20 protein-coding genes are annotated in these 22,562 nt (G+C 41.4%); 8 read left to right on the top strand and 12 right to left on the bottom strand.

The genetic code is table 11. The features are described 5' to 3' along the window. Positions 1 to 25: 25 nt before the first annotated feature. Together pgl and zwf are read right to left on the bottom strand one after the other, a co-directional pair. Positions 26 to 718, bottom strand: a complete 693-nt coding sequence (gene pgl, locus CXF95_RS12275; protein WP_101198973.1) for a 6-phosphogluconolactonase — start codon at positions 716 to 718, stop codon at positions 26 to 28. Then, positions 718 to 2,208, bottom strand: coding sequence for a glucose-6-phosphate dehydrogenase (zwf, locus tag CXF95_RS12270; protein WP_101198972.1), 1,491 nt, complete (start codon positions 2,206 to 2,208; stop codon positions 718 to 720). Before zwf ends, pgl begins: the two co-directional genes overlap by 1 nt. 280 nt (positions 2,209 to 2,488) lie before the next feature. Here zwf and CXF95_RS12265 point away from each other — a divergent pair, with 280 nt between their 5' ends. The 7 genes from CXF95_RS12265 (at position 2,489) to CXF95_RS12235 (ending at position 13,298) form a co-directional block, all read left to right on the top strand. Beyond that, complete coding sequence (locus CXF95_RS12265; RefSeq protein ID WP_101198971.1) at positions 2,489 to 3,340, top strand: MurR/RpiR family transcriptional regulator; 852 nt, start codon at positions 2,489 to 2,491, stop codon at positions 3,338 to 3,340. Positions 3,341 to 3,605: 265 nt separating this feature from the next. After that, complete coding sequence (pyk, locus tag CXF95_RS12260; protein WP_101198970.1) at positions 3,606 to 5,039, top strand: pyruvate kinase; 1,434 nt, start codon at positions 3,606 to 3,608, stop codon at positions 5,037 to 5,039. Between the two features lie 253 nt (positions 5,040 to 5,292). Next, complete coding sequence (locus CXF95_RS12255) at positions 5,293 to 6,468, top strand: trans-acting enoyl reductase family protein (protein WP_101198969.1); 1,176 nt, start codon at positions 5,293 to 5,295, stop codon at positions 6,466 to 6,468. A gap of 658 nt (positions 6,469 to 7,126) precedes the next feature. Continuing rightward, on the top strand, positions 7,127 to 7,738 hold the full coding sequence (locus CXF95_RS12250) for a PEP-CTERM sorting domain-containing protein (RefSeq protein WP_101198968.1): 612 nt from the start codon (positions 7,127 to 7,129) through the stop codon (positions 7,736 to 7,738). 823 nt (positions 7,739 to 8,561) lie between these two features. Beyond that, the gene (locus CXF95_RS12245; RefSeq protein ID WP_101198967.1) at positions 8,562 to 9,077 is read left to right on the top strand and encodes a hypothetical protein; all 516 of its coding nucleotides are present in this window, start codon (positions 8,562 to 8,564) and stop codon (positions 9,075 to 9,077) included. Further along, positions 9,074 to 10,507: a hypothetical protein gene (locus tag CXF95_RS12240; RefSeq protein ID WP_101198966.1), complete on the top strand. Its 1,434-nt coding sequence runs from the start codon at positions 9,074 to 9,076 to the stop codon at positions 10,505 to 10,507. The genes CXF95_RS12245 and CXF95_RS12240 overlap by 4 nt, the downstream gene beginning before the upstream one ends. 25 nt (positions 10,508 to 10,532) lie before the next feature. Next, positions 10,533 to 13,298 (top strand): hypothetical protein, encoded by a 2,766-nt coding sequence (locus CXF95_RS12235; RefSeq protein ID WP_157828140.1) that lies wholly within the window; start codon positions 10,533 to 10,535, stop codon positions 13,296 to 13,298. A gap of 133 nt (positions 13,299 to 13,431) precedes the next feature. Here the strand turns inward: CXF95_RS12235 and CXF95_RS12230 are convergent, their stop codons facing one another. The 4 genes from CXF95_RS12230 to CXF95_RS12215 all read right to left on the bottom strand — a co-directional run bounded on the left by CXF95_RS12230 (position 13,432) and on the right by CXF95_RS12215 (position 15,812). Continuing rightward, positions 13,432 to 13,935 (bottom strand): hypothetical protein, encoded by a 504-nt coding sequence (locus CXF95_RS12230; RefSeq protein ID WP_101198964.1) that lies wholly within the window; start codon positions 13,933 to 13,935, stop codon positions 13,432 to 13,434. 12 nt (positions 13,936 to 13,947) lie between these two features. After that, positions 13,948 to 14,511, bottom strand: coding sequence for a DNA-binding protein (locus CXF95_RS12225; protein WP_101198963.1), 564 nt, complete (start codon positions 14,509 to 14,511; stop codon positions 13,948 to 13,950). Between the two features lie 46 nt (positions 14,512 to 14,557). Continuing rightward, a complete protein-coding gene (locus CXF95_RS12220) occupies positions 14,558 to 15,475 on the bottom strand; it encodes an HD domain-containing protein (protein WP_101198962.1) in 918 nt (305 codons plus the stop codon). 103 nt (positions 15,476 to 15,578) lie between these two features. After that, positions 15,579 to 15,812 carry a hypothetical protein gene (locus CXF95_RS12215; RefSeq protein WP_101198961.1) on the bottom strand — a complete coding sequence of 78 codons (234 nt, stop codon included), beginning with the start codon at positions 15,810 to 15,812 and terminating at the stop codon, positions 15,579 to 15,581. A gap of 163 nt (positions 15,813 to 15,975) precedes the next feature. Between CXF95_RS12215 and CXF95_RS30580 the strand changes: the two genes are divergently transcribed. Further along, positions 15,976 to 16,128: a helix-turn-helix transcriptional regulator gene (locus CXF95_RS30580; protein WP_255418920.1), complete on the top strand. Its 153-nt coding sequence runs from the start codon at positions 15,976 to 15,978 to the stop codon at positions 16,126 to 16,128. A gap of 395 nt (positions 16,129 to 16,523) precedes the next feature. Here CXF95_RS30580 and CXF95_RS12205 read toward each other — a convergent pair whose 3' ends face one another. From CXF95_RS12205 to brxL, 6 genes are all read right to left on the bottom strand, one after another. Then, positions 16,524 to 18,140, bottom strand: a complete 1,617-nt coding sequence (locus CXF95_RS12205; RefSeq protein WP_101197785.1) for an IS66 family transposase — start codon at positions 18,138 to 18,140, stop codon at positions 16,524 to 16,526. 35 nt (positions 18,141 to 18,175) lie between these two features. After that, positions 18,176 to 18,541 (bottom strand): IS66 family insertion sequence element accessory protein TnpB, encoded by a 366-nt coding sequence (tnpB, locus tag CXF95_RS12200; RefSeq protein WP_101197784.1) that lies wholly within the window; start codon positions 18,539 to 18,541, stop codon positions 18,176 to 18,178. Further along, positions 18,538 to 18,840, bottom strand: coding sequence for a hypothetical protein (locus CXF95_RS12195; protein WP_101197783.1), 303 nt, complete (start codon positions 18,838 to 18,840; stop codon positions 18,538 to 18,540). Before CXF95_RS12195 ends, tnpB begins: the two co-directional genes overlap by 4 nt. A 69-nt stretch (positions 18,841 to 18,909) precedes the next feature. Continuing rightward, a complete protein-coding gene (locus tag CXF95_RS12190; protein ID WP_101198960.1) occupies positions 18,910 to 19,353 on the bottom strand; it encodes a DUF3293 domain-containing protein in 444 nt (147 codons plus the stop codon). 256 nt (positions 19,354 to 19,609) lie between these two features. Further along, positions 19,610 to 20,506 (bottom strand): GIY-YIG nuclease family protein, encoded by an 897-nt coding sequence (locus CXF95_RS12185; RefSeq protein WP_232787811.1) that lies wholly within the window; start codon positions 20,504 to 20,506, stop codon positions 19,610 to 19,612. After that, positions 20,503 to 22,524: a protease Lon-related BREX system protein BrxL gene (brxL, locus tag CXF95_RS12180; protein WP_101199288.1), complete on the bottom strand. Its 2,022-nt coding sequence runs from the start codon at positions 22,522 to 22,524 to the stop codon at positions 20,503 to 20,505. Before brxL ends, CXF95_RS12185 begins: the two co-directional genes overlap by 4 nt. Between the last annotated feature and the right edge of the window lie 38 nt (positions 22,525 to 22,562).

Here is a 22,562-nt window from a genome sequence, read left to right as displayed (position 1 = left end):
GATTTTTCCTATAACTTAAATTGAATCAGGGGGCCCACAAAAGCTCGACATCAGCGTTATTGATGACGGCTCTAATCGGCATAGCAAAGGGGTCTTCATCTGACAGAACCTTATTTAACACCTCTTTTTTGCTTTCACCGGTGAGATGCAAAAATATTTGATTGCTGTTTAATAATGCTGGCAAGGTCAATGACATACGTTGATTGGGTGCGGTGATAGGCTGAACCGCAATAAATGAATTGCCTGACTCAAGATCTAAGCCTTGGGCAATTTGTTCTGAGCAAGGAAACAACGACGCAGTGTGGCCATCTTCACCCATACCTAGAATCAGCACATCAAAGGGAGTGCGCATTTTTTGTAAATTCTCGGTACAGGTTAATACTGCCTCTTCGGCATCGCTATGTTGCGTTTTCAACGGCACAAAATTAGCATTAGCAGCATTGTTGATAAGTAACTGGGTGCGAAGCATTTTTTCGTTAGATGCATCGTCAGTATTATCTACCCAGCGTTCATCTGCCAAACTGATATCAACTTTGTCCCACTCTAGGTTCGATTTTGACAATATATTAAACAGGTCAGCGGGAGTTCTCCCACCGGATACGACTAGGCTTGCTCGGCCATTTTCTTCGATGCCATCTCTCAGTAACTTCGTGATTTTACGAGAGAATGCAGTATTGAGTTGTGCGGTTGTTCTAAATTTAGATTGCGATAACGCCATTATTTTTTTCCCATGCGGCTTTCATACCAAGCTCTGTCTTCACGAGCGAGTAACGCAATTGACGCTACTGGCCCCCATGTACCGGCCTGATAAGGTTCAGGTGGTTCGTTGCTGTTTTTCCAAGCAGCTAGGATACCATCAACCCACTTCCATGCGGCCTCTACTTCGTCACGACGAACAAATAAGGCTTGATTACCCAACATGACTTCCAATAACAGCTTTTCATAGGCATCAGGAATGCGATCATCTTTGAATGTGTCAGAAAAGCTCAAATTCAACTTAGATTTTTGCAAGTCCATTGACCCCCTTCCAGTGAGTCCTGGCACTTTATTCATGACAGTCACTTCAACCCCTTCATCAGGCTGCAACCGAATGGTTAATTTGTTCGGTGGTAATTCTGGGAAACTGTCTTTAAATAAGTTATGAGGTTGACGTTTGAAATAGATCACCACTTCACTGGTTTTATTGGGTAAACGTTTTCCGGTACGCAAATAAAATGGCACCCCAGCCCAACGCCAATTATCCAATTCGACCTTTAATGCAATAAAGGTTTCCGATTCGCTGGATGTATTCGCATCAGGCTCGTCTAAATAACCTGGTACTTCTTGACCTTTAACAAATCCACCGACATATTGACCACGAACAGTATTCTGACGAACATTGCTCGCATTAATAGGGCGTAATGCTTTAAGTACCTTGAGTTTTTCATCGCGAATACTATCCGCATCCAAATTGGCAGGAGGCTCCATGGCAACCAGAGTCAGGATTTGCAACAAGTGGTTTTGCACCATGTCGCGCATTTGCCCAGCTTCGTCAAAGTATCCCCAACGGCCTTCAATGCCTACAGACTCAGCGACACTAATTTGCACATGGTCGATGCAATTATGATCCCAGTTAGTCGCAAATATCGAGTTGGCAAAACGCAATGCGATCAAGTTCAGAACCGTCTCTTTTCCCAAATAATGATCAATTCGGTAAATCTGACTTTCATCAAAGAACTCTGCAACTTGATCGTTGATCACTTTAGATGATGCTAAGTCGTGACCAATGGGCTTTTCTAAGACAACACGCATACTTTTATCGATAATCTTAGCCGCTTTCAACCCAAGACAAATATCACCAAAAATGGCAGGAGGCGTGGCAAAGTAACAAACCATCAACCGCTTGGGATCGACATGTTCTTTAAACGCTTTGTAACTCTCTGCGTTTTTCATGTCGACTAATACATAGTCTAATTTTTCAGAGAATCGCTTCCAAGTTTTTTCGCAGAGCGCCTCTTTAGAAAACTTTTCAATATTTTCTTTTACGAGTGCCACGTACTCTTCTTTACTGATATCTTGACGCGCCACACCGATCACTTTTGTTTCGGCATGCATCAAATCAGCTTTTTCGAGTTGATATAAAGAAGGTAAAAGTTTACGTCTGGCCAAATCGCCTTTTGTACCAAACAACACGAAATCACAAGGTTCGAATGAATTTTCCAAAACCATTTTTTCTGCCTACTTTATTTTGATAGATAGTGTTAATTGTCATAACAAATAGTCGTTACAACCCAATCACCAACGCATAACGTAAAACTTAACATCATTTGTAGTAAGTTTACAACTTTTACGCGTTTTTGACGGGTAAAATTGTCATCATGAGTGGTTTAGTCCATTAAATCGAAAGAATTCCTGTTAAAAAATTACAAATATAGTACTCTGAGTGTAAAAGCCAAGCTCAATACTCGCAGTTGAGTGGGACCATTATAATGAAGTTTTGGATGCGCGCATGAATATTCTAGAAAAAATAACCCAACATAATTCTGTTTTTAGTAAGTCTGAGCGCAAAGTTGCAGAAGTCATATTAGCGAATCCACAAACGGCGATACACAGTAGTATTGCCACGCTAGCAAAAATGTCAGGGGTAAGTGAACCCACAGTGAATCGCTTTTGTCGCAGATTGGATACTAAAGGCTATCCAGATTTTAAATTACATTTAGCACAAAGCCTCGCTAATGGAACACCTTATGTCAATCGTCATGTTGAAGAAAACGATGGCCCCGAAGAATATACCCATAAAATATTTGAATCCACTATGGCCTCTCTCGAAGTAGCACGCCAATCAGTTGACATTGCCACTATTAACCGTGCAGTAGACTTGTTAACTCAAGCACAAAAAATATCTTTTTTTGGTTTAGGTGCTTCCGCTTCAGTAGCCCACGATGCATTAAACAAATTTTTTAGGTTCAACATTCCGGTAATTTATTTTGAAGATATTATCATGCAACGTATGAGCTGCATGAACTCCGGTGAAGGTGATGTAGTCGTCTTAATTTCTCACACTGGCAGAACAAAAAGTTTGGTAGAAATAGCCCAAATTGCCAGAGGCAATGATGCAACTGTCATGGGTATTACTTCTAAAGATAGCCCACTAGCTAAAGAGTGTAGTTTGGTGTTATCCCTAGAAGTCCCAGAAGATACCGATATGTATATGCCTATGGCATCCCGTATTGCTCAGCTTGTACTCATTGATATTTTGGCAACAGGTTTCACCCTCAGAAGAGGTAATAAATTCAGAGAAAACCTTAAACGTGTGAAAGATACCTTACGGGGTTCAAGATTTGATAAACGCGGTGATTAAATTAATAACCTGTCTATTTTTTCTAATATAGAGCCAACAGGCTCTTTTTTATTAGAATAATTTCACTTTCTGACTATTTTGCACTATTATTTTTGTAATAAAATTACAGTTTTGTTAATTTATAACTATCTAATTTTAAGATCTCTACAATGAGAACTAAAGCTTTAGAGAGGCTATGCTTAATTTATTGAACTCCGCCAATTCTAAGCAGTACGTATTGCGAAGAGAGGCAACATATACGCCATAACAACAGAGTAACCAACCTATGTTAAGACGAACAAAAATACTTGCTACCTTAGGTCCATCTACAGATACAGTGGAACAAATTGAAGCGATTATTAAAGCTGGAACCAATGTGGTTCGCATGAACTTTTCCCATGGAACGGCCGAAGATCATATTAACCGAGCGGAAAAAGTTCGCACAGCAGCAAAAAAATTAGGTAAATACGTCGCTATTTTGGGTGACTTGCAAGGGCCAAAAATTCGTGTAGCTAAATTCGTTGATGGGTCGATTATCTTAAAGATTGGTGATCACTTTATTCTAGATGCAGATATGGGCCGTGATGATGGCAACCAGCAAGCAGTTGGCATTGATTATAAAGCCTTACCCCAAGACGTCATCAATGGCGATTTATTGTTACTTGATGATGGGCGTATTCAACTCAAAGTGACGAGTGTTGAAGGTAATAAAGTACATACCGAAGTCACAGTAGCTGGCAAATTATCAAATAATAAAGGCATTAACCGTCAAGGTGGTGGTTTATCTGCTGAAGCACTCACCGCCAAAGATAAAGAAGATATTGTGACCGCAGCAAAGATTGGTGTGGACTATCTGGCAGTGTCTTTTCCTCGTTCTGGTGACGATTTGCGTTATGCCCGTCAACTTGCTGAAAAAGCCGGTTGTTATGCCATGATATGCGCAAAAGTAGAACGTGCAGAAACAGTTGCCTCTGACGAAGCCATTGACGACCTTATCGAAGCATCTGACGCAGTGATGGTGGCTCGTGGCGACTTAGGTGTTGAAATTGGCGATGCCGAATTAGTCGGTGTGCAGAAGAAACTCATCGCTCGCTCTAGGCAGCTGAATAAAGTCGTGATTACCGCCACCCAAATGATGGAGTCAATGATAACAAGCCCTATGCCTACTCGTGCTGAAGTGATGGACGTAGCGAATGCAGTATTAGATGGCACTGACGCCGTCATGTTATCAGCCGAAACAGCCGCAGGTGAATACCCAGTAGAAACGGTACAAGCTATGGCACGTGTCTGCGTTGGCGCAGAGACGCATCCAAGCGTGACTATTTCAAAGCATAGAATGGATGAATCCTTTAGCTCTGTTAGCGAAACAGTTGCCCTAAGCGCGGTGTATTCAGCTAACCACTTAAGTACGATAAAGGCAATTGTCTCTTTAACCGAAAGTGGTAGCACACCTTTGTTAATGTCACGAATGACAACCTCTCTGTCCATTTATGCGATGTCTAGACACGAAAGTACGCTTAATAAAATGGCATTATACCGTGGTGTGATGCCAGTATTTTTTGATTCAAGAGGCAGTGATCCGGGTCAACTGAAAAATGATGTGGTGGCCATTTTATTAGAAAAAGGTATTTTAGAACCCGGTGACCAGTTCATTATGACCTACGGCGATGTAATGGAAACAATCGGTGGTACTAATGCTTGTAAGATTGTTACAGCTTAATAAACATTGGTAACTAGAGTGCTTTAGTGAATCTTCTGAATACAAAACGAGTCATGATGACTCGTTTTTTTTGCGCTGTTATTCATCTTTTTATGAATCATGACCCCAACTCCTTATCAATCAATTCAATTAATAACGCATCTATTTATTACTAAAGAATATAGTTAGCTATTACCCAAATAAATTAAAATTATAGATAATCCCCATTACACTCAAGACACTAAAAGTAATAAAAAAGTGAAGGAAGTGTCTAATGAGTAAAAATAAAAAATTCGATATTGTTATTTATGGTGCAACTGGGTTTACAGGCCGATTAGTGGCCGAGTATTTGGTGAAACAGTACCCCGGCGATAGTTCGGTGAAATGGGCAATGGCCGGCAGAAGCAATAAAAAACTCGCTCAAGTTCGAGATGAAATTGGTGCACCGCCAGACACACCTTTGGTTGTCGCCGACTCTGAAGATTTAAGCTCGATCCAAGCTATGTTAGACAATACCAAATTGGTATTGACGACTGTGGGCCCCTATCAGTTGTACGGCTCTGATTTGGTGGCAATGTGCGCTAAGTCTGGTGTAGATTACGTAGATTTATGTGGTGAGCCGGTATGGATGAGTGAAATGATCCCTGCCCATGAAGAAGCAGCTAAAGCCAGTGGCGCACGTATTGTGTTCTCTTGTGGTTTTGACTCTATACCATCGGACCTAGGTGTTTATCACTTGCAACAACTAGCCAAAGAAAAATTTGGTCATGTTATGCCCAGAGTAAGATGCCGAGTTAGAAAAATGAAAGGGACTTTTTCTGGCGGCACAGCTGCTAGCTTTAAAGCCACCCTAGTAGCGGCCAAAAAAGACCCCGCCAAAATGCAGGCGTTACTTAACCCATTTTCTCTCACCCCAGGCTTCAAAGGTGCCGATCAACCATACGGCAACAAACCTTACTACGAAGAAGACTTAGGCTCTTGGGTGACACCTTTTGTGATGGCAGCCATTAACACACGCAACGTTCAGCGTTCTAACTTTCTGTTGAAAAGTGAATATGGCGACGATTTTGTATATGACGAAATGTTTATGACAGGACCAGGTGAAAAAGGCGAAACTATTGCCAACGCTATGGCGAATGACAAAAGCATGGGCGGTGACGGTGGACCTAAACCAGGTGAAGGCCCCAGTAAAGAAGAACGGGAAGCAGGTTTGTACGACATGGTATATGTAGGCTCTGACGAAACAGGTAATGTCATTAAGGTAGCCGTGACAGGTGACAGAGATCCCGGATACGGCTCTACGTCAAAAATTATAGCCGAAGCCGCTATCTGTTTAGTAAAAGACGCAAATGAGACTAAAGGTGGCATTTGGACATCGGCGCCTGCCATGGGCGACAAGTTAATTAAACGCCTTGTTGCGAATGCGGGCTTAACTTTTACGCAAGAATAGTCTGTAACAAGTGGGCTAGGCATGATTTGTCAGCCCACATATGCCTATTGATGGATGAGTTGAAATATAATTTTAACTACTGGTTTGTGCCATAAGCCGTCATACGCATTTGATTTTAAGCCTATTTTGTATCTAGACTTTACCTTGTAAGCGGACTGTCAGGGTTTTCTACACTTATTGATTGATGAGCAAGTCACAAAAACGTTTGAGAGAGTTTAATCAATATCAGTTTATAGCGCGAAGTGGAAGTAAACCCACCTAAAGCAGTCTTTGTGTTAGTCTGAAAACCCCTGTAATGCTTATCGCTAATGGTTTGAGCAGCCATATCTCTGAATTAATCGTTTTATAAGCTTAAACATGAAATTATGTGGCTTACTTTCCAGTTTCACACGTTAATTAAACAACTCATTGGCTTTTTACAGCGCCATATTTTTAAGGTTGAGTATTTATTTATATATCCATGTTGAATCAACAGATTAGCTCACCATTATTGTCAGGTTATTTTACAGATTAGCTTTATAAAAAACACCATAAACCTCTATAATATTGAAACAAAAGCATTTTTAATATTTGGCATCTAATTTGCATATGGATAGTGACTTGTTTTATTAACGTTTTCCTTCCAAAAAATTGGAAAGAGTTAAATTAGGAATATCAAATGAAATTTAAATTTTTAAAGACATTATTAATCGCAACATCTTTGTTTGTAGGAGCATTTGCAAACGCTGCTTTAATTACATCACTGTCAGGTAATTCTTATATAGATGACAAAGGTTTTATTGCTATAAGCACAAATGATGTTGTACAAGGTACAACAGTAGCCTCCACAAATATCTGGAACAGCCCCGCAAATTTCTCTGGGTTTACGTTATTGGCTGATGTTGATTATTTCATCCACATTTTCGTTGACGGTGGTAATTATCCAAACAACATAATAGGCGAATTCAATATCGACGGGACTACTCATGAGTTTGTAAATGGTACACAAACGTTAGGTACGAATAAGGTAGATTGGCTTTGGGGTACGAGCCTGTCGAATATGGTTAATGCGCCAGTAAATGTTGGGAATAATTACGCAGGATCATTCGATTCAACAACCGAAAACATATTCAGAGCAAACACATGGCCTGACTATATAAATACAAATGCATTTTTTACTACTAAGATATCTGCAGTCCAGCTAGATGTATCCAACGTACCAGAACCATCGACACTAGCTATTTTAGGATTAGGTTTAGTGGGTTTAGCATCACGTAGATTTAAGAAATAATCTTAGTTTAGAAAACATCAAGAAGTACTTTCCAGTTTGGTAGGTGCTTTTTTTTGTTCGTAAAGTTGCGGTATTCGACGAATGTGATTGTGTAACGTCCGTTTTAAAATAAATCAAACGTCTGCTATAGCGTCAGACCTCAAATTCAAATTATAAACATTGTATGGCGGCTGATCGCTCATTGCCGTCAGTCAAGTTTGATTAATCGCATGATTTTTCGCTCAATATAGTCTGATAGTTCGAATTCTTTTACGACCGCTTTAGGTCGTTAGCTGCCCTTTGAGGCTGCGAACCAGACTGACAATTCATCGCGAAAATCAGTTTAACTTTAGTGACTCCGAGTGACGGGTATTGACACTCAAGAGGCTATCTACTGAAAACGCCGACTCTCCGCAATGGTGGTTTTTTGCCCTGAAAAAGAATAATACTATATTGATATTGGTGCCCACTATCGAATTAAATTATCAGTAATTTGGTATTGCCAAACGTCCGCTTTACCACAGGAGATCGACGAGCTTAAATCTAGTAAACACAACATGTAGTAGTTGGTCGAACTAAGTGGATAGCACTTCCTTAAACAATGCATACCCCCGAAATCCCTATTTTTGAAAATAGCTTGATGTAACTTTAGCGATTAAAACGTTGTTACTTAGTTTTCGAAGGTTTTTTCTCAAAAATAATTTTTCCAAAAAAAACCTTAAAAATATCATTTTTTTTGTAATTCATTGAAATACATAGAAAATATAGAATAAAAAGATTTGACATTATCAATCAGGCCCTCCATTTATTAGGGTAAGAACGGCAAAGTTAATGGAGATAAGGAATGGCTACCGTCAAGATCAAATACGTGTCACTAAGAGGGTGTAACATCCATCCTGAGGCAAAAACAGCATATGCATTTACCACAGCATTAGCTTTTCAATTGAAATCTGACTGGGGCAAAATATTGACCCTAAGCGAAGTTTCCCCGCCTTGGGTGATATTCGCCCAGGACAACAAAAACTATTCGGTGTTCAATCACTGGAAACCATTACTACCGCGTCGCAGAAATCAAGATACATTGCTTAAGGTTATGGTCTGGCAGTCTGCGGAAACTGACATTGAAGAATTAGCCTGGCGCTATGTGGCTGATTTACTCGATTCCTCCATTCATCGGGAATCTGTGTTGTATCGACTGGCTCACTTTATCGATATCGCACCAGAGCATACTCAATCGAAGTTTCGCCAAATCACAAAAAGCAACTCTCTGGAGACACTTTGTCGGTTTTACTCTGATGAGTCTCGTTCGCCTGTTCGGATGAACGTTGAAGATTACCGCAACAAGCGAGACGAAGAATGAGCAAGCCAATAGTGGATAGCCTCGTGCACGCTGCTATAAAGCGTAAGAGAATTCAAAAGTCTATTGCACGCTCAGAGAAGCAAAATGTCTGTGACTATGAGCTTCTAACGGATCATGAGGTTTTATGTTTATTGAAACATACAAATGAAAACCCATCTTTGACGTCAACTCTAATTCTGCTTAGCCTGATAATGGGCAGAAAAGTAGAAAACCTGCTGGATGAAAGCATAGATTTTGCTATGCCATCCGAACTTGATGAAAATGCAGGTTTTGGTTTTATCGTCGTTGATAGGCCATATGCCAGTCAACACCTTAAAAAAGTTAAGCCTTATTCTGACAAATCAAACAAAGGTTACATACCAGTCCCTAGAGAGCTCGTTCAGCAATTTTCAGACATTAAGAATGTACAACTAACCGAGGAGGCAATCCGAAATATAGTTACCTTTGCAAGAAACAATCTTTCTGATATTAATCACAAGGAAGGGACAAGGTTATCGTACGTAAGGGTGGCCCGACATCTGCGATTATATTGTGCTCATCGGGGTATATCTGAGGTGCGCTATGCAGCTATTGCAGGAAAAGAGTTGGAGTTTCATGCAGGTATCCACTATACAGCTCATGAAAACGCACAAATATTGACCTTACTAGCCAGCTACAGTGAATACCTGCGGTCACTTTATCCATCACTCAAATTAACCTTTCCGGTGGCCAAAAATGAAAACCGTTGGGGTAGCCTGAGAGTGCCCAATAAAAATGACGTTTCCAAATATTTTAGGGATTTGTATGTACTTTCAAAAAAGAGTGCTAGGCAATTGGACCTGCTGACATCTGCAAATTGTTATGTAGCTTACACTTTAGGAGTCCTACAACTCGCTACGGGACACCGACCAGAGCGAGATGCATTTGGCGATTTATCAGTATTTGACTTGAGGTATGGTTACATATTTATTGATGACAAAGAGTCAGGTCACAACCATAGACGTATCGTTAAATTATGCACCGTTGCGCATCAACAACTTCTTAACTTTGTTGATCATATTCGACTACTGAAGTGCAACACAGAGTTTCAATATCCTGACATTGCTAGTGGAACGCAAAAAATACTGGACAGTAGCGCTCCCCTGCTAAGCTACATCAGCAATGAGGCATTCCAATTTGACTCACCTCTATCACCGCCTTTGGGTCAGCTCCCTGATTTACCTGGTGAGAATAATTATTATCGACACCTATTGCGCACGCATTTTGAACAAGTTGGGCTTGCCACTGATCTTGCGGACTGGTTTATGGGGCACGAAGGCAAGTGTGATCACTCATTCGGTAGTTATAGTGCGTTTGAGAACAAAGATTTAGAAATGGTCGCCACAACTGTCGACGAATTGTTTCATGAGCTTGGAATATCAGCACAAACTAGCCCATTGCTGGAGGTTTAAAGTGAACGCATTCACTGGCGAGAGTATGGCGGCGATTACACCTGTTTGTGTAAACCAGCAGGTTTTCGCTCGAAGCCTTGAGCTGATGAACGCAAAAGAAGTTCTAACCAGTAAAATTGAAACTGGAAATTTAGCCATTGACGAACTTAGCAAAGCAGAACTAAATCTCACCTTATTTATTTTTTATGCTGCTGTTAGCAGTCTTATCTGCTTACCAAGCGGGCTTTTCGCATTGTTTAAGTTAGCCCTCTCCAACGAATTAGAACTCCATGAAAACGGAGGGCGTTTTCACATTAAATTGAACCAAAAGTTAGATGGGATGGGCAGCAATTCGAACGATGGTGAACAGCGCACAACACTTTTTTGTGGTTATCTGGATCCACTTGCGATGTCTGCCCTGCACAAGTATCTGATTAGCGATGACTGTCCACAAATTGAAAGCAGTGAAGATAAGCTATTGTCTTTAATCAACAGATTACTGTCTACCTGCGACAGTCGCCCCTTCGGAGCGATAAAGACATTTTGCAATGCGGCAGTAGAGTTGCTTAGAAGAAATTCTGATGTATCAATCCCGGTATTTTTAGCTGAATTTGCGAAAGGAAATAATATAAGTCACGCTATGCCACTGATTTCATTGCACCTTTTCCATGATCGAGTAACGAAATCAGAGTTTCAGGTTCCTCCGCTAAGGCACGTATCAAAAAGAGAGCAACGATACAAATCAAGTGAAAGTACGCCAACAAATGTTGATTACGAGTATGACATCATAGTTGATGCATTGTATTTAAGGTTAAACGACATGCTCAAAGTTAACCGGGATGCTCACCAACCTGATGAGATAAGCAAACTGATCGATTATTTGGAGAGTCGAATTACGCAACTCACATCACTACCTCAGTCTGCAGTTATCTTACTCTCTTGGTTTATAGAGTGCCTTAAAGGTAAAAAATGGAAACATGCTGAAACTCCGAAAAAATACCTAAAAACTATAGGTAAAAGTTGGCTCAACCTTTTAACGGATATTGAACTCAGTAGTCTTGATGGTGCAGAAATGGATGTGCTCTGCCAAGCCGTCATCGAAGACAAGGATGCTACATCTGAGACTCCCAGCCGGCTGCGGGACCTAATAATTTATGCCGTAGGCCACTTTGCTATAACCGCCCCCGACGATCCATACTACACCATCAAAGACGCTGAAAAATATGTCCGAACCACCATTATTCCTGAGCAAGTTGTTCATCAGGTTGGGCTTGATCTGCATCGCAATAACACCAGCAGAGGAAAACACTTTCAAGACACTATGGATGCCATGTTTGTATTGATGTCTAGGCTCGGCGGTCGGACAACCGACTGGACTCGATTACTTATTAAAGACGTGGAACTGTCTGAGCAAGGATGGATTTTAATACGTCCGAGGAACCGCATAGCCCTCAAAACCATCCAATCAAAAAGGAAAGTTCCATTTGGAGTACTACTCAAACCTGATGAACGGATCTTATTTCGGAACTTCCTTGCATTTAGAAAGCAACAGTTAGGTAACAAAATTAAGCAAAATTTGTTCTCAAAAGACGAATTTAACAATCAAGCTTTTAGCAACGCTGAACTTGAGGAACATATTGGTAGCCTTGTTTCCCAATACATGAAAATGTATGTTCCAGTTTATCAATTCAGACATACCTGCGCGACTAATCTAGCAATTGTAATTTTTGGGTCGGACGAATTGATAGAACAATACACACCATACTGTTTAGAACAGGCAATCAATATCAAACATGTCCTCATCGGGAGTCGGCGACGTGACAAATTATGGTCAATCGCAGCACTGTTGGGGCATCAAACGCCAAAAACTACACTCTTCTCCTACATACATTGTCTGGATCTGTTGCTGCACGACCGTCTTTGCCATCAACAACACAATTACACACCCCAATTTTGGTTGGAACTGTCTGGCTTACCGGCAAGAGCCATCGCCCAAATCGCAAATAAGACGAAACTACTATCTGCTAATGATATTTACCCTTTACTGCAAAGCAAATTAAGAAAGTTTGTTACTAACGCCTCAGTAAGAGACAGAAGAAAGTTTGGACAGGATACTATTGAGTTAAACGTCGTTGAACCGGATATGATCCAATGCCTGAAAGTTTTGCAGCAGGTCGATGACGGCAGAAGCATGGCAGAGATCAAATTAAATTCGCCCGTAGATGAGCTTTCAGTTGAAGCTTGGATTAACGCGGCACAGGACGTTGTGAAACGTTACTTAACTCAACAAAAATATCCAAGGTTGGTATCTAAAGTAGGAAGAATTTGCCCACGCCTTCGTTCAAGTGAAATGGCAGACCTAGATTTAATCCGAATAGCTTTTAAAGCTGAGTACAGGAAACATCGGGATGAGATTCAGTGGTGTATTGAGTACGCATTATCCCACGTCCTCGATACAAAAGTTTATATCCAGTTTAGATCGGTAAACGACTACCAGCGGTTTATGAAAGCTATGTTAAAGATTGCTCCAGGTCACCAATGGCGGTTAATCCTAGCTGGAAACGAAAAGGCACAAATAGGTAGCAAAAAGTGGCAACGATTTAGTCAAGTCTCATTTGAGCAGAATTTCTGCGAAACCGACCTCAACTTGTTAGGCAAACTGTATTTTATTACTGCAAAGGATAGTGATAAAAACGTGGTAAAGGGTTCGCGATTAATTCGTTGTTTGTTGCACTTAGCCGAGATCGTGATCAAAGCTGAACAAGCAAAAAAAATACGTTCAAATTCGATATCAGAACACTTTCTAACTTAGCTTGGAGCTCATAAAGGTAAATGAGTGCATTCTTAAATTCGTTGAGACTGGAAATTATTATTGTGCAGAACTACGCAACGCCTCTACAAAGGAAAAATGGTGCTTTGTAGAGGCGCCAGACGACCAGTTAGATTTAATGCACGCGGCTTTCTGTTGATGACAAGCTTTCTGTAATCATATTCAAAACTGTCGGGCAAATATTACTGCTAATGATGTCACTTTGATAGGTTATGAGCAATTCGCATGCAGAGCGAAACTCTGTAGTTTTGCGGTAGATGTTGATGATATCCCTGATTTTGGGATCATGGATACAATTGCTTACTACCTCAAAACAATACAGCATGTAATGAACTGTAAATTCATCAGATGTAATCGGGCCGTGGTCAAAATTTCTTGGGGAGAGTGAGCAAGCCAGCCGAAGTAAACTTATTGGACAAGCACAATGAGCTAAAAATTGCAGGATAGCTTGTGCCTTTGCATTTTTGGCTGGGTATATCGCATGTTCGAGAAAGTCGGTATGGTGCCAGAAAAAATAGCAACCGTCTGACAGGTCCATTTGATACTGAAACTCATTTTCTAATTTTTCTAGCGTAGAAATACCCGCCAGCTCAGTAAAATCAATTCTTGCAATAGTCATTGTCTTTATCTCCTATGTGGTTGATTGTTGGCTTACTTTATCGCCAAAATGTTCATCTAGCGCAGCAATCCGCCCGCGTAATTCAGCATTGCCAATGACTAGGTTGGCATTTTGCTCAGCCAAACCTGATACCTCCTTATTTAAGCTATGCAATTCGTCCTCTAGCTTTGCTACAGATCTATCTGCGTCAGTCTCAGCGTCTTGGTAGGATTTAAGGGCTTTTTGCTGACTTATCTCCATGCTTTGCATCCGCTTTTCAAACACTTGCTGACTGTGTTGATAAGCTTCAAGGATAAGCTGTTCAAGTGCGTTGTTAACGCGCTTCATTAACTCACTACCATTTTCGGCGTACTTTTCAGGAAGCGCCTCAATTGTCAGCTCTAAGTTACCCTCGGGGAGCAGTTTTTCATCACGCTTTTGTGTGAACACTGTCCAGACAGATTTGATCCTCATCAAACCGCCTCGATAGCCAAGGTAGGCGCGGATCGCGCCTGGGTTTGGCATCTTTCCTGCAGATTCAAGCTCGGTACCCGCTTGGATGATCGATTTTTCTGATACTTCTGGATGTCGGGCCATACTTGCTCCTTAATCAATAATAACTTTAATTAAATTAATTCAATGCTTATGCACTGAGCGCTTTAGCTGAATTCCCGAAAACAGGTAAGAATCCTTCGCGCACTTTTCCGCTAGCACTGGCGTTATCGACTCTTTGTAACAAGTGGGCAATTCTGGTTTTAGGTTTGAAACCATATCGTGATTTAGGTGAATAGCACGTCCAAGCATGACGCAACTGATCGGCAATGACAGGAGCAAAATCAGCTAAGTTTTTTAATGGCCAAGCGCATATTTCGAGGGTTAACTGAGAATGATCGACTAGCCGACCGGTTGGGGTGCGCTTAATGTCAGGGCTCATTGTTTTAACTTTACCGATATCATGTAACAACGCAGCAACTACAGCGACATCGCGCTCCAATGTTGACAATTCGTGAACACCTGCAATATTCCAGGCAGTCTCGAGCGAATGTTTTATTAGTCCACCTTTGAAATTGTGGTGATAATTCAGACTAGCTGGACAAAGTAAGTAATTAACGCCCACATCAGGTTGTAGTAAGACGTCCCTGACAAATTGTTTGAGAAGCGGATTTTTGATACGACTGAACATCACCAAAAGGCAATCAAAAGCATCTATAACAGGGCATAGTGAGCGAGGTAACACCGACAAATCATGGCCAACACGTTTATCGGGAAAACTTTGCGCTAAATCTTTGCATCGATAGTACGCTGCGCCATGATCCTGTTTTAATGCGGCTTCAACATGAACTAATTGATTAACCGCTACAGGTAAATCTATCAAGTGTTTAGCATTACAAAATACCCGCAAATCGCCCGATGCATCAGAAAGGGTTAATACCTTACAGGGCTTACCTTTTGAATCAGACGATACTTTTAATGCTGTAACGAAGTACCGGCCCATAAAACGTGGGAACTCTGTTGCATCTTCTAATAACGGCTGCATTGAATCTGTTGAAAAATTTTTCATAAATGTCTCCTAAATACGTATCGTAAAAGTTAGTTTGAGTGGGCTGATTAAGAATTCGAAGAGACAAATTGTCGGCTTACTTTTATCTTTTCTTACGTTAATACTAGACATGAGTAACACCTCTACTGGTCATTGGAATAGCCATGGCATTCTGTGAAAATTTACACATATCCTTTTGGATAGCTTCCCAAACATAAAGAATTTTACGTCCACCAAACGGCCGGATGTAATGGATCCCTTCAATTAAAACAGAATCTTTGAGCCGTTCGCGGATCGTACGGCTATCGTATTTGATGAGTTTTGATAACTCACAGGTTGTTAAATAGTGCTGACTCATTCGTAATCTCCTAGTAATTTAAAGTGTTTTTGTTTCGCTAGAGATACAATATTACACTTATAGGATGCATGTCAAGTACTTTTGTGTCGTTAAAGACACTTTTAGTTGCTTTAACGACATAAAATGTATTTTATAAGAACTAAAAGGTCCGCAACGTCTAAAAATTTTAGATGTAGTCAGAGATACCGGAATAAATAGGAGTACAGCCAATCGGCTTTACCACGAAAGTACTTCTAGTATTGATTTTGAAACGCTTGAAAAACTCTGTGACTATTTAGAATCTGACGTTGGTGAGTGGTTAGAAACAATTAAGTGATAAATCAAAGGGGAGGAATACAAACACATGGAAATACATACTACCGATGCAAGAATCTTCAAACAGTAGCGGGGGATTATCTGTGACAGGGTGTAATTATCTCAGTAAATTAACATGAGGTAATTATGGATATTCAACAAAAAACCAAACACTGGGAAAATGTTTTTGAGCGGCAACAATCTGCTGGTTTGAGCATTGTGAAGTTTTGTCGCAATAACAAAATAAACATATAAAATTTCTTCGCCTAGCGTAAACGCCTTACTAGCCAAATACAGATTTCAATAACCGCACTATATGCCAATCCATGATTATTTTATTAGCAACTTACTATCATTGCATGACGACTAAAAGCCGTTAACTTTGGATATAATGTAAGCGGCTAATCAACCCACGTATCAAACAGTCGTAATACTGCGCTTATAGTTCCACGGCAATAACGCTTCAAAATCTTCCACCGTTTCCGCATAGGGTATCGCTTTGAATATAGTATTGAGATATGCGTATGGCTCAATGCCATGTAACCGAGCGGTTTCAATCAAGCTGTAATGTGCGGCACTGGCGTTTGCGCCAGCAGGTGTGTCGGCGAATAACCATGCACGCCTCCCAACGGCAAAAGGGCGAATGGCGTTTTCAGCCATAATGTTACTGATGCGAAGCTGCCCATCTGTGCAATACACAGTGAGTTTATCCCACTGATTATGCAAGTAGGTCATGGCCTTGCCAGTTAAACTGTCGGTGGCCACGCGCGGTTTGTTTGCCGTGAGCCATGCCTGCAGTGTGTTTAATATCGGCATGCTCTTAGCTTGGCGAACGGCCAGTCTTTTCTCATTGCTAGCATGTTTGATGGTGCGCTCAATCCCATAGAGCTTGTTAATCAGGCTCAAGGCCATGTCGGCTTTGCTGGCTTTTATTTTTTTCCCTTTAGGTTGTGATTGCTGTGCCTCGATGAATTTGCGGCGAGCGTGATCCATACAGCCTAATTGAATGAGCTGGTTTTTGCGGCACACTTCGTTGTAACCTGCATAACCGTCGGTTTGCAGGTAGCCATGAGTAAATCCATGTAGCAAGCGCATAGGCACATGGCGAGCACGCGATGGGTCATAGTCAAACAGCACGCTTTGTTGGTCGGCTTTACCGCCGAGTGTCACCCACATAAATTTATCGCCCGTGGGCGCAAGCCCTGGCTCTTTTAATACCTGAATGCGGGTTTCATCCGCCATAATGAGTGAGCCGGCATGCTGAGTCTCCCTTAATAAGTTAATTAAGGGTTGGATTTGTTTGCCTAGCGCAATGACATAGTTGGCGAGTGTTGTTCTTGATATGCTGCCCCCGTATCGTTCGATAATCCCCTCTAATCGATAAAGCGGCATGCCATCGGCGTATTTAGCAATAATGATGTAGGTCATTAAGTTGATACTGCCCATGGCTTTGGGTACAGGGTGTTTAATGACCTCAGCCGCTTTCATGGTGGTTGTGCCTTGTTCGTCTTTAAACACCGCCTTTTCCTGCATGTACTCTAGTACCTGTACTTTGGCAGGGATAATATCTAGCTCTTCTCTGACTTTCACAAAGAAGGTATTGATTGCGCCTTCTTTTTCAGTATCTGACAAATACGCAAACACTTGGGTGCGTGGTAGGTTTTTAGCAAAGGGTTTGCGACCGGTTTTGGCTTTAGGCTCGCTTGTGGTCGGTAACTCAGGCTCAGTTTGTTCTGGCTCACTGGTCGCTTCGGCTTCGTTGAACAAGTTACCTTGCTCTGGCGGGGTTTGTTCAGAGCTGCTGCCAAAGCGTTTGCTATTAGATAAGCGTAAATACTCTTCGAGTAACTCAACGCGCTTTTTAAGTGAATCGATGACATCAGACTTCTTTTCGATGATGTCACTTTGCTCTGCAATCAGTGTTTCTTTTTCCCCAATCACCCCGTCTTTTTCAGACAGCATAGCTTGCAACCTTGACATGGTATCGGTGTCGCTAAAAGCCTTGTTTTTATGGGTGTTGGGCGGTAATTTCATGCCCGATATTATACTAAACTTGAGGCTAAAAAGCCCTAAAAAACACTGTCGAAATGCAACTTTTTATGGCCCTTCATGGCACTAATATCAAGACCATCAAGTAGCCAGTTTATTTGCTGGCCGTTGAGTGTTATCACCTCCTTTTCACACCTCGGCCAAATGAATCTATCTTCCTCTAGGCTTTTGTAATACAGCACGAAACCATTGTTTTCCCAGAACAGACATTTGATTTTAGTGCGCCGTTTATTGGTGAACACATACAAGTGACCCGAAAAAGGGTTGTGACCCAACTCACATTCGACAATGGCGCTAATGCCTCGAAATGACTTACGGAAGTCAATTGCCTGCGGATATAGATAAATATGCGTAAGCGACATGCACGGGCGCATCGCACTTGTCATGACAATGCCGCCGTTAGCTGTTTCACCACATCGATATTATTGGGCGCAATACCCGATAACGACAGGCCATTGGCGAAGTGCAGCGTTAATAATTCTGGCTTGGGTAAATACTCTGGAATAGGCAATGCAATGAAACCCGTTTTGACCGGTGCTGTTTCTTGCGTTTCTAATCTACGCTTATGGTGACTTAGTCGCTGCGGGTTTAGTTGATGCTTTTTACAATACTGCGTTTGTGTTAATGCTGAATCCTTCCATTGGCTTACGTGTTGCTGCCAAAAGATGATGGGTTGTTTTGACATGTCATTTCCTCACTTGATTTCAGTGACGAAATTATGCACCAGCGGTAATGGTAAAATAAGACCGTGGGTTTATTTGGCGCTTACGATATAATGCATTGGCTCAAGTAACAATAATTGCGTCGGTGTTTTGTATGCGATTTTTAACAAGGCATTTTGGCCAAAGCGAGCGGCCAAGTTATGCATCGCAGATTCATCATCGGTAAAAATTAAATAACTGGACTCTTTCGGCCATTTTTCAGCTTCGTCCGTGCCATACCCTGCCAGATAGAAGTATTGAAGCTTGTCTATCTCTTTGCGCAACCGCCTATGACGTAGTGAATTTTCTTGTTCAGAGACTGTGCAACTGAATGGGTTTTCAGGGGTTATAAAATAAGCAGTTTTTATATTTTGTTGATGAAGCATGCGGTCAACAAACTCGGAGGTACTTCCAACTTGAAGTCGACATTCTTCATCTTTATAAGTCACTATATATTTAGCCAACCGATATGCATTTATTAGGCTTTCGTCAATCATTTTTTCTCGTCGCACTTGATGACAGTTAGTGAGTGTGTGATGGCGAGGATAGCATCACAAATCGCTCTTCTAACTAATTGTGATGTGGCGAGTGATTATCTATAGTTAATTATTCGTATTAGCTATTAGACCAAAATACTTTTGAAGGTTTGATATTTAGTGACGCTCTTTCGTAGACTAAAGGTGCGTTTTAATAAGTCCCAGAAGAGCATTGATTTATTGTCCAAACTAACACTGCAACCATTTCCTTAGGTGACTATAACGACTCTTGCACTGCAATACTCTCTCTTTGCTTTAAACTAACGCCATTATGGTCTAGCCAATATTCGGGACCACTACAGGGGTAACCTAGCAATACTGCTGCGGCTTGTGATGGGCTGGCAAATAATCGGTCTTCTTGCATAATTAACTTATTTCCTACTGTTTTGAATATGCCTTTATCAATCAGGTCAATTCTTACTTTGGAGTAACCTTTTGACAAACTGGCATTAGCCTTTGGAGCTCCTTCCGCTCCGGCCAGCACCACAATCCCCTCATCGGTTTGCAATGCTTGTGCATTATATTTTTTTACTTTTAAGCTGAAGGTATCAACTGTGTTAATGATTCCGCTCGTGTCCATTGTTGCAATCAGTGGCTGGAGTTTAGCTAAAGGCTCAAGTACGCGGTAACCAAGAGCACCAATAAGTAATCGAATGTTATCAATAAACTCTTCCATCGCATCACGGTCGCCTCTGGGCAATACCGCAATTGGGGGCTGGTTGGCATTAAGTAACTCATACCGATTGGCCTGAGCGGATAAGACCACCAGTCTCGATTCAAGGTATTTAACATGGGCCTTGGTGAGGTTTTCATCTTTATTAGTAAAGCAAATAATCTCGTTCCAAAAATCCTTTCCTGACAAATGCTGTTGTATTCGGCTAGCAACTTGTTCTGCTTCGCCAATATAGACTGCATCGTTACCACTTTCGCTATCCACGCCGAATAAAAAGTAAACCCCAGGTTTCTGACTTTCTTCCCACTCTACAAGTTCTTTCACTCTATTTCTGGGTATGGCCAACGCCTGCCCTGTCCAATTCACTATTTCTGCGTGACGAATACCCGTCACTGATCCATCGGCTAGATAGATTTTTATTTGTCGTCCTTTGGGCATCATTGAACCCCAAGCGCTTTATAAACGGCATCTACCGGATCACTATAGAAACTTACCTGGAATTTGGTGAACGTTTCGGCAGGTACAGTCGGGATGTCTGTTGCGGAGGCCATGGGTAGTAGGATTTTTGTTGCACCAGCCTCCAAAGCTACTTGCATGCTAGATGCCAGGTCTTGTACCGGATTAACAACACCGCCTAGTGTCATACTCCCCAGGACAACCATTTGCTCCTGTACAGGCTTGTTCAATAGTATTGAACAGCAAGAAACTAATGATGACAAGCTTGATGAATGGCTATTGCCTGAACTTTGTAAATCAACAAAATGAAGGTGAAATTCATGATCAGAGAATCGAGATGTTGCTGCAATTCGGTTTAAGTTACCTTTGAAATACTCAAAACCGACTCTGGCCTGTTCTTTAGCTGAGGTGTCTGCGCCAAATCCAGACGTTGAATGTTTACCATTACCCGCTGTCATTTGACTTTCTAAGCGATATACACCCAACTTACCCGTTGCACCACTGCTTACAAAATGAACCACACCTGATTTTGAAATACCTTTGGGGATTAAATTTGAGCCGCCCTGCTCTGGGACATTTACAAAAAATTCTTCAAACGTTTCATTGTCGATGTAGCTAAAATTAACATCGAAAAACTCCATACCACCAATCTTCTTAAGCTGCTCCTTCACACGCCGACGTACTTCAAGTGCGTAAGTTAGGCAGGTTCTTACGTCTTCTTTGGTGTAATCTCCGTGCGGGACTAGCAATTTAAGTAAACCTGATGTGGTTCTACGCACCCCGATAACATCACGTTGATTCAGGTTATTTCCAAGTTTAAAGAACTTATCAATAGAGTCTGAGAAGGTGGTTTTGCGCATTTCACGCATATATTCGGCAAGGTAATCAGTGATCAAGCCAAAACGATCAGTGAAAAATTCTGGGCGCATTTTGGGTATTTCCCAACCAGGAATATAGCCATGAAAACGGTCAAAAAAGGCACAGTCAATCATTTCGTCAGGAAAAGGCGCTAACAGATGACTCGTTTTCACTAGCGTTTCAACGCTATGGTCTATGTTGCCAACGAATACCATGGATGCTTTAGCTTCAATAGAGTCTCGGCCACGAGAAAATGATCCTGACGCCATGTAATCTTTCATGATTTGCACGCCATCTTTATCCTTAAATCGCATACCCGCCACTTCATCAAAGGCGACAACATCCCACATACCCACTAAACCGATTTGGCGTGACGTCATATTATAAAATAAGTTGGCAACGGTTGTTTGACCACCGGAGACGAGCAGTGAATTAGGCGAGCATTCTTTATAAACATGGGACTTACCTGTACCACGGGGGCCAAGTTCACAAACGTTATAGTTATTCTCTACAAATGGGATCATGCGAGCGATTAAATGCCACTTAGCTCGGTGTTTTAAATTAGCGGGCTCCATTCCAATAGAGCGCAGTAACAAGTCCATCCACTGATCCAAGGTGAACTTTCTTCGAGCATCAAATATCTCATCCATGTTCATGGACGGCATTTGAATAGGTTTTAAGTTAGATACTGAAAAAGGCGATATTTTCTGCCCTTCTTCATAAAAATAACTCAACGTAATAATGCACCATATCCCGCCAGTCAAAAGCTTTTCATTTTGCTTAACAATGCCGCTTGGCACTACCGCATCATTAATACCTAAATTTGAAAGGTTGGCTTCATAGATATCTTTTTTCTGGTTTAGTTTAACCGTTACTTTATCTATAACTTTATAAGTGCCCTTTTCACGGATCAGTGACTTCGCTTTTTCTGCTTCATCAGGGCGAACATAGTTCTCCGTCAATATTTTCTTAACGGTTTTCATGCCTTCATTGATCTGTTCATCCTCAGCGGAGGAACAGTACATGCCGAGCAGATATTCAAGTACATAAACCGGAACGTTAGCGCCTTCTTTCAATTGTTTAGTTAAATCTTTACGAACGATACGCCCGTTAAATTCTGCGATCATTAACTCATCTAAGTCCATTGCACGAATTTCAGATTTTTCTTCTGCGTAGGTAGGTG

Origin of the sequence: Paraglaciecola sp. MB-3u-78 (assembly GCF_002835935.1) — a bacterium.
Lineage (GTDB): Bacteria > Pseudomonadota > Gammaproteobacteria > Enterobacterales > Alteromonadaceae > Paraglaciecola.
The sequence above is the reverse complement of the archived record's forward strand: the minus strand, read 5'-3'. Positions and strand labels throughout refer to the sequence as shown.

Excerpts from the sequence above, each read along its gene's own strand:
- pgl (WP_101198973.1), bottom strand. The coding sequence starts at position 718 with ATGGCGTTATCGCAATCTAAATTTAGAACAACCGCACAACTCAATACT.
- zwf (WP_101198972.1), bottom strand. The coding sequence starts at position 2,208 with ATGGTTTTGGAAAATTCATTCGAACCTTGTGATTTCGTGTTGTTTGGT.
- CXF95_RS12265 (WP_101198971.1), top strand. The coding sequence starts at position 2,489 with ATGAATATTCTAGAAAAAATAACCCAACATAATTCTGTTTTTAGTAAG.
- pyk (WP_101198970.1), top strand. The coding sequence starts at position 3,606 with ATGTTAAGACGAACAAAAATACTTGCTACCTTAGGTCCATCTACAGAT.
- CXF95_RS12255 (WP_101198969.1), top strand. The coding sequence starts at position 5,293 with ATGAGTAAAAATAAAAAATTCGATATTGTTATTTATGGTGCAACTGGG.
- CXF95_RS12250 (WP_101198968.1), top strand. The coding sequence starts at position 7,127 with ATGAAATTTAAATTTTTAAAGACATTATTAATCGCAACATCTTTGTTT.
- CXF95_RS12245 (WP_101198967.1), top strand. The coding sequence starts at position 8,562 with ATGGCTACCGTCAAGATCAAATACGTGTCACTAAGAGGGTGTAACATC.
- CXF95_RS12240 (WP_101198966.1), top strand. The coding sequence starts at position 9,074 with ATGAGCAAGCCAATAGTGGATAGCCTCGTGCACGCTGCTATAAAGCGT.
- CXF95_RS12235 (WP_157828140.1), top strand. The coding sequence starts at position 10,533 with ATGGCGGCGATTACACCTGTTTGTGTAAACCAGCAGGTTTTCGCTCGA.
- CXF95_RS12230 (WP_101198964.1), bottom strand. The coding sequence starts at position 13,935 with ATGACTATTGCAAGAATTGATTTTACTGAGCTGGCGGGTATTTCTACG.
- CXF95_RS12225 (WP_101198963.1), bottom strand. The coding sequence starts at position 14,511 with ATGGCCCGACATCCAGAAGTATCAGAAAAATCGATCATCCAAGCGGGT.
- CXF95_RS12220 (WP_101198962.1), bottom strand. The coding sequence starts at position 15,475 with ATGAAAAATTTTTCAACAGATTCAATGCAGCCGTTATTAGAAGATGCA.
- CXF95_RS12215 (WP_101198961.1), bottom strand. The coding sequence starts at position 15,812 with ATGAGTCAGCACTATTTAACAACCTGTGAGTTATCAAAACTCATCAAA.
- CXF95_RS12205 (WP_101197785.1), bottom strand. The coding sequence starts at position 18,140 with ATGAAATTACCGCCCAACACCCATAAAAACAAGGCTTTTAGCGACACC.
- tnpB (WP_101197784.1), bottom strand. The coding sequence starts at position 18,541 with ATGACAAGTGCGATGCGCCCGTGCATGTCGCTTACGCATATTTATCTA.
- CXF95_RS12195 (WP_101197783.1), bottom strand. The coding sequence starts at position 18,840 with ATGTCAAAACAACCCATCATCTTTTGGCAGCAACACGTAAGCCAATGG.
- CXF95_RS12190 (WP_101198960.1), bottom strand. The coding sequence starts at position 19,353 with ATGATTGACGAAAGCCTAATAAATGCATATCGGTTGGCTAAATATATA.
- CXF95_RS12185 (WP_232787811.1), bottom strand. The coding sequence starts at position 20,506 with ATGATGCCCAAAGGACGACAAATAAAAATCTATCTAGCCGATGGATCA.
- brxL (WP_101199288.1), bottom strand. The coding sequence starts at position 22,524 with ATGGACTTAGATGAGTTAATGATCGCAGAATTTAACGGGCGTATCGTT.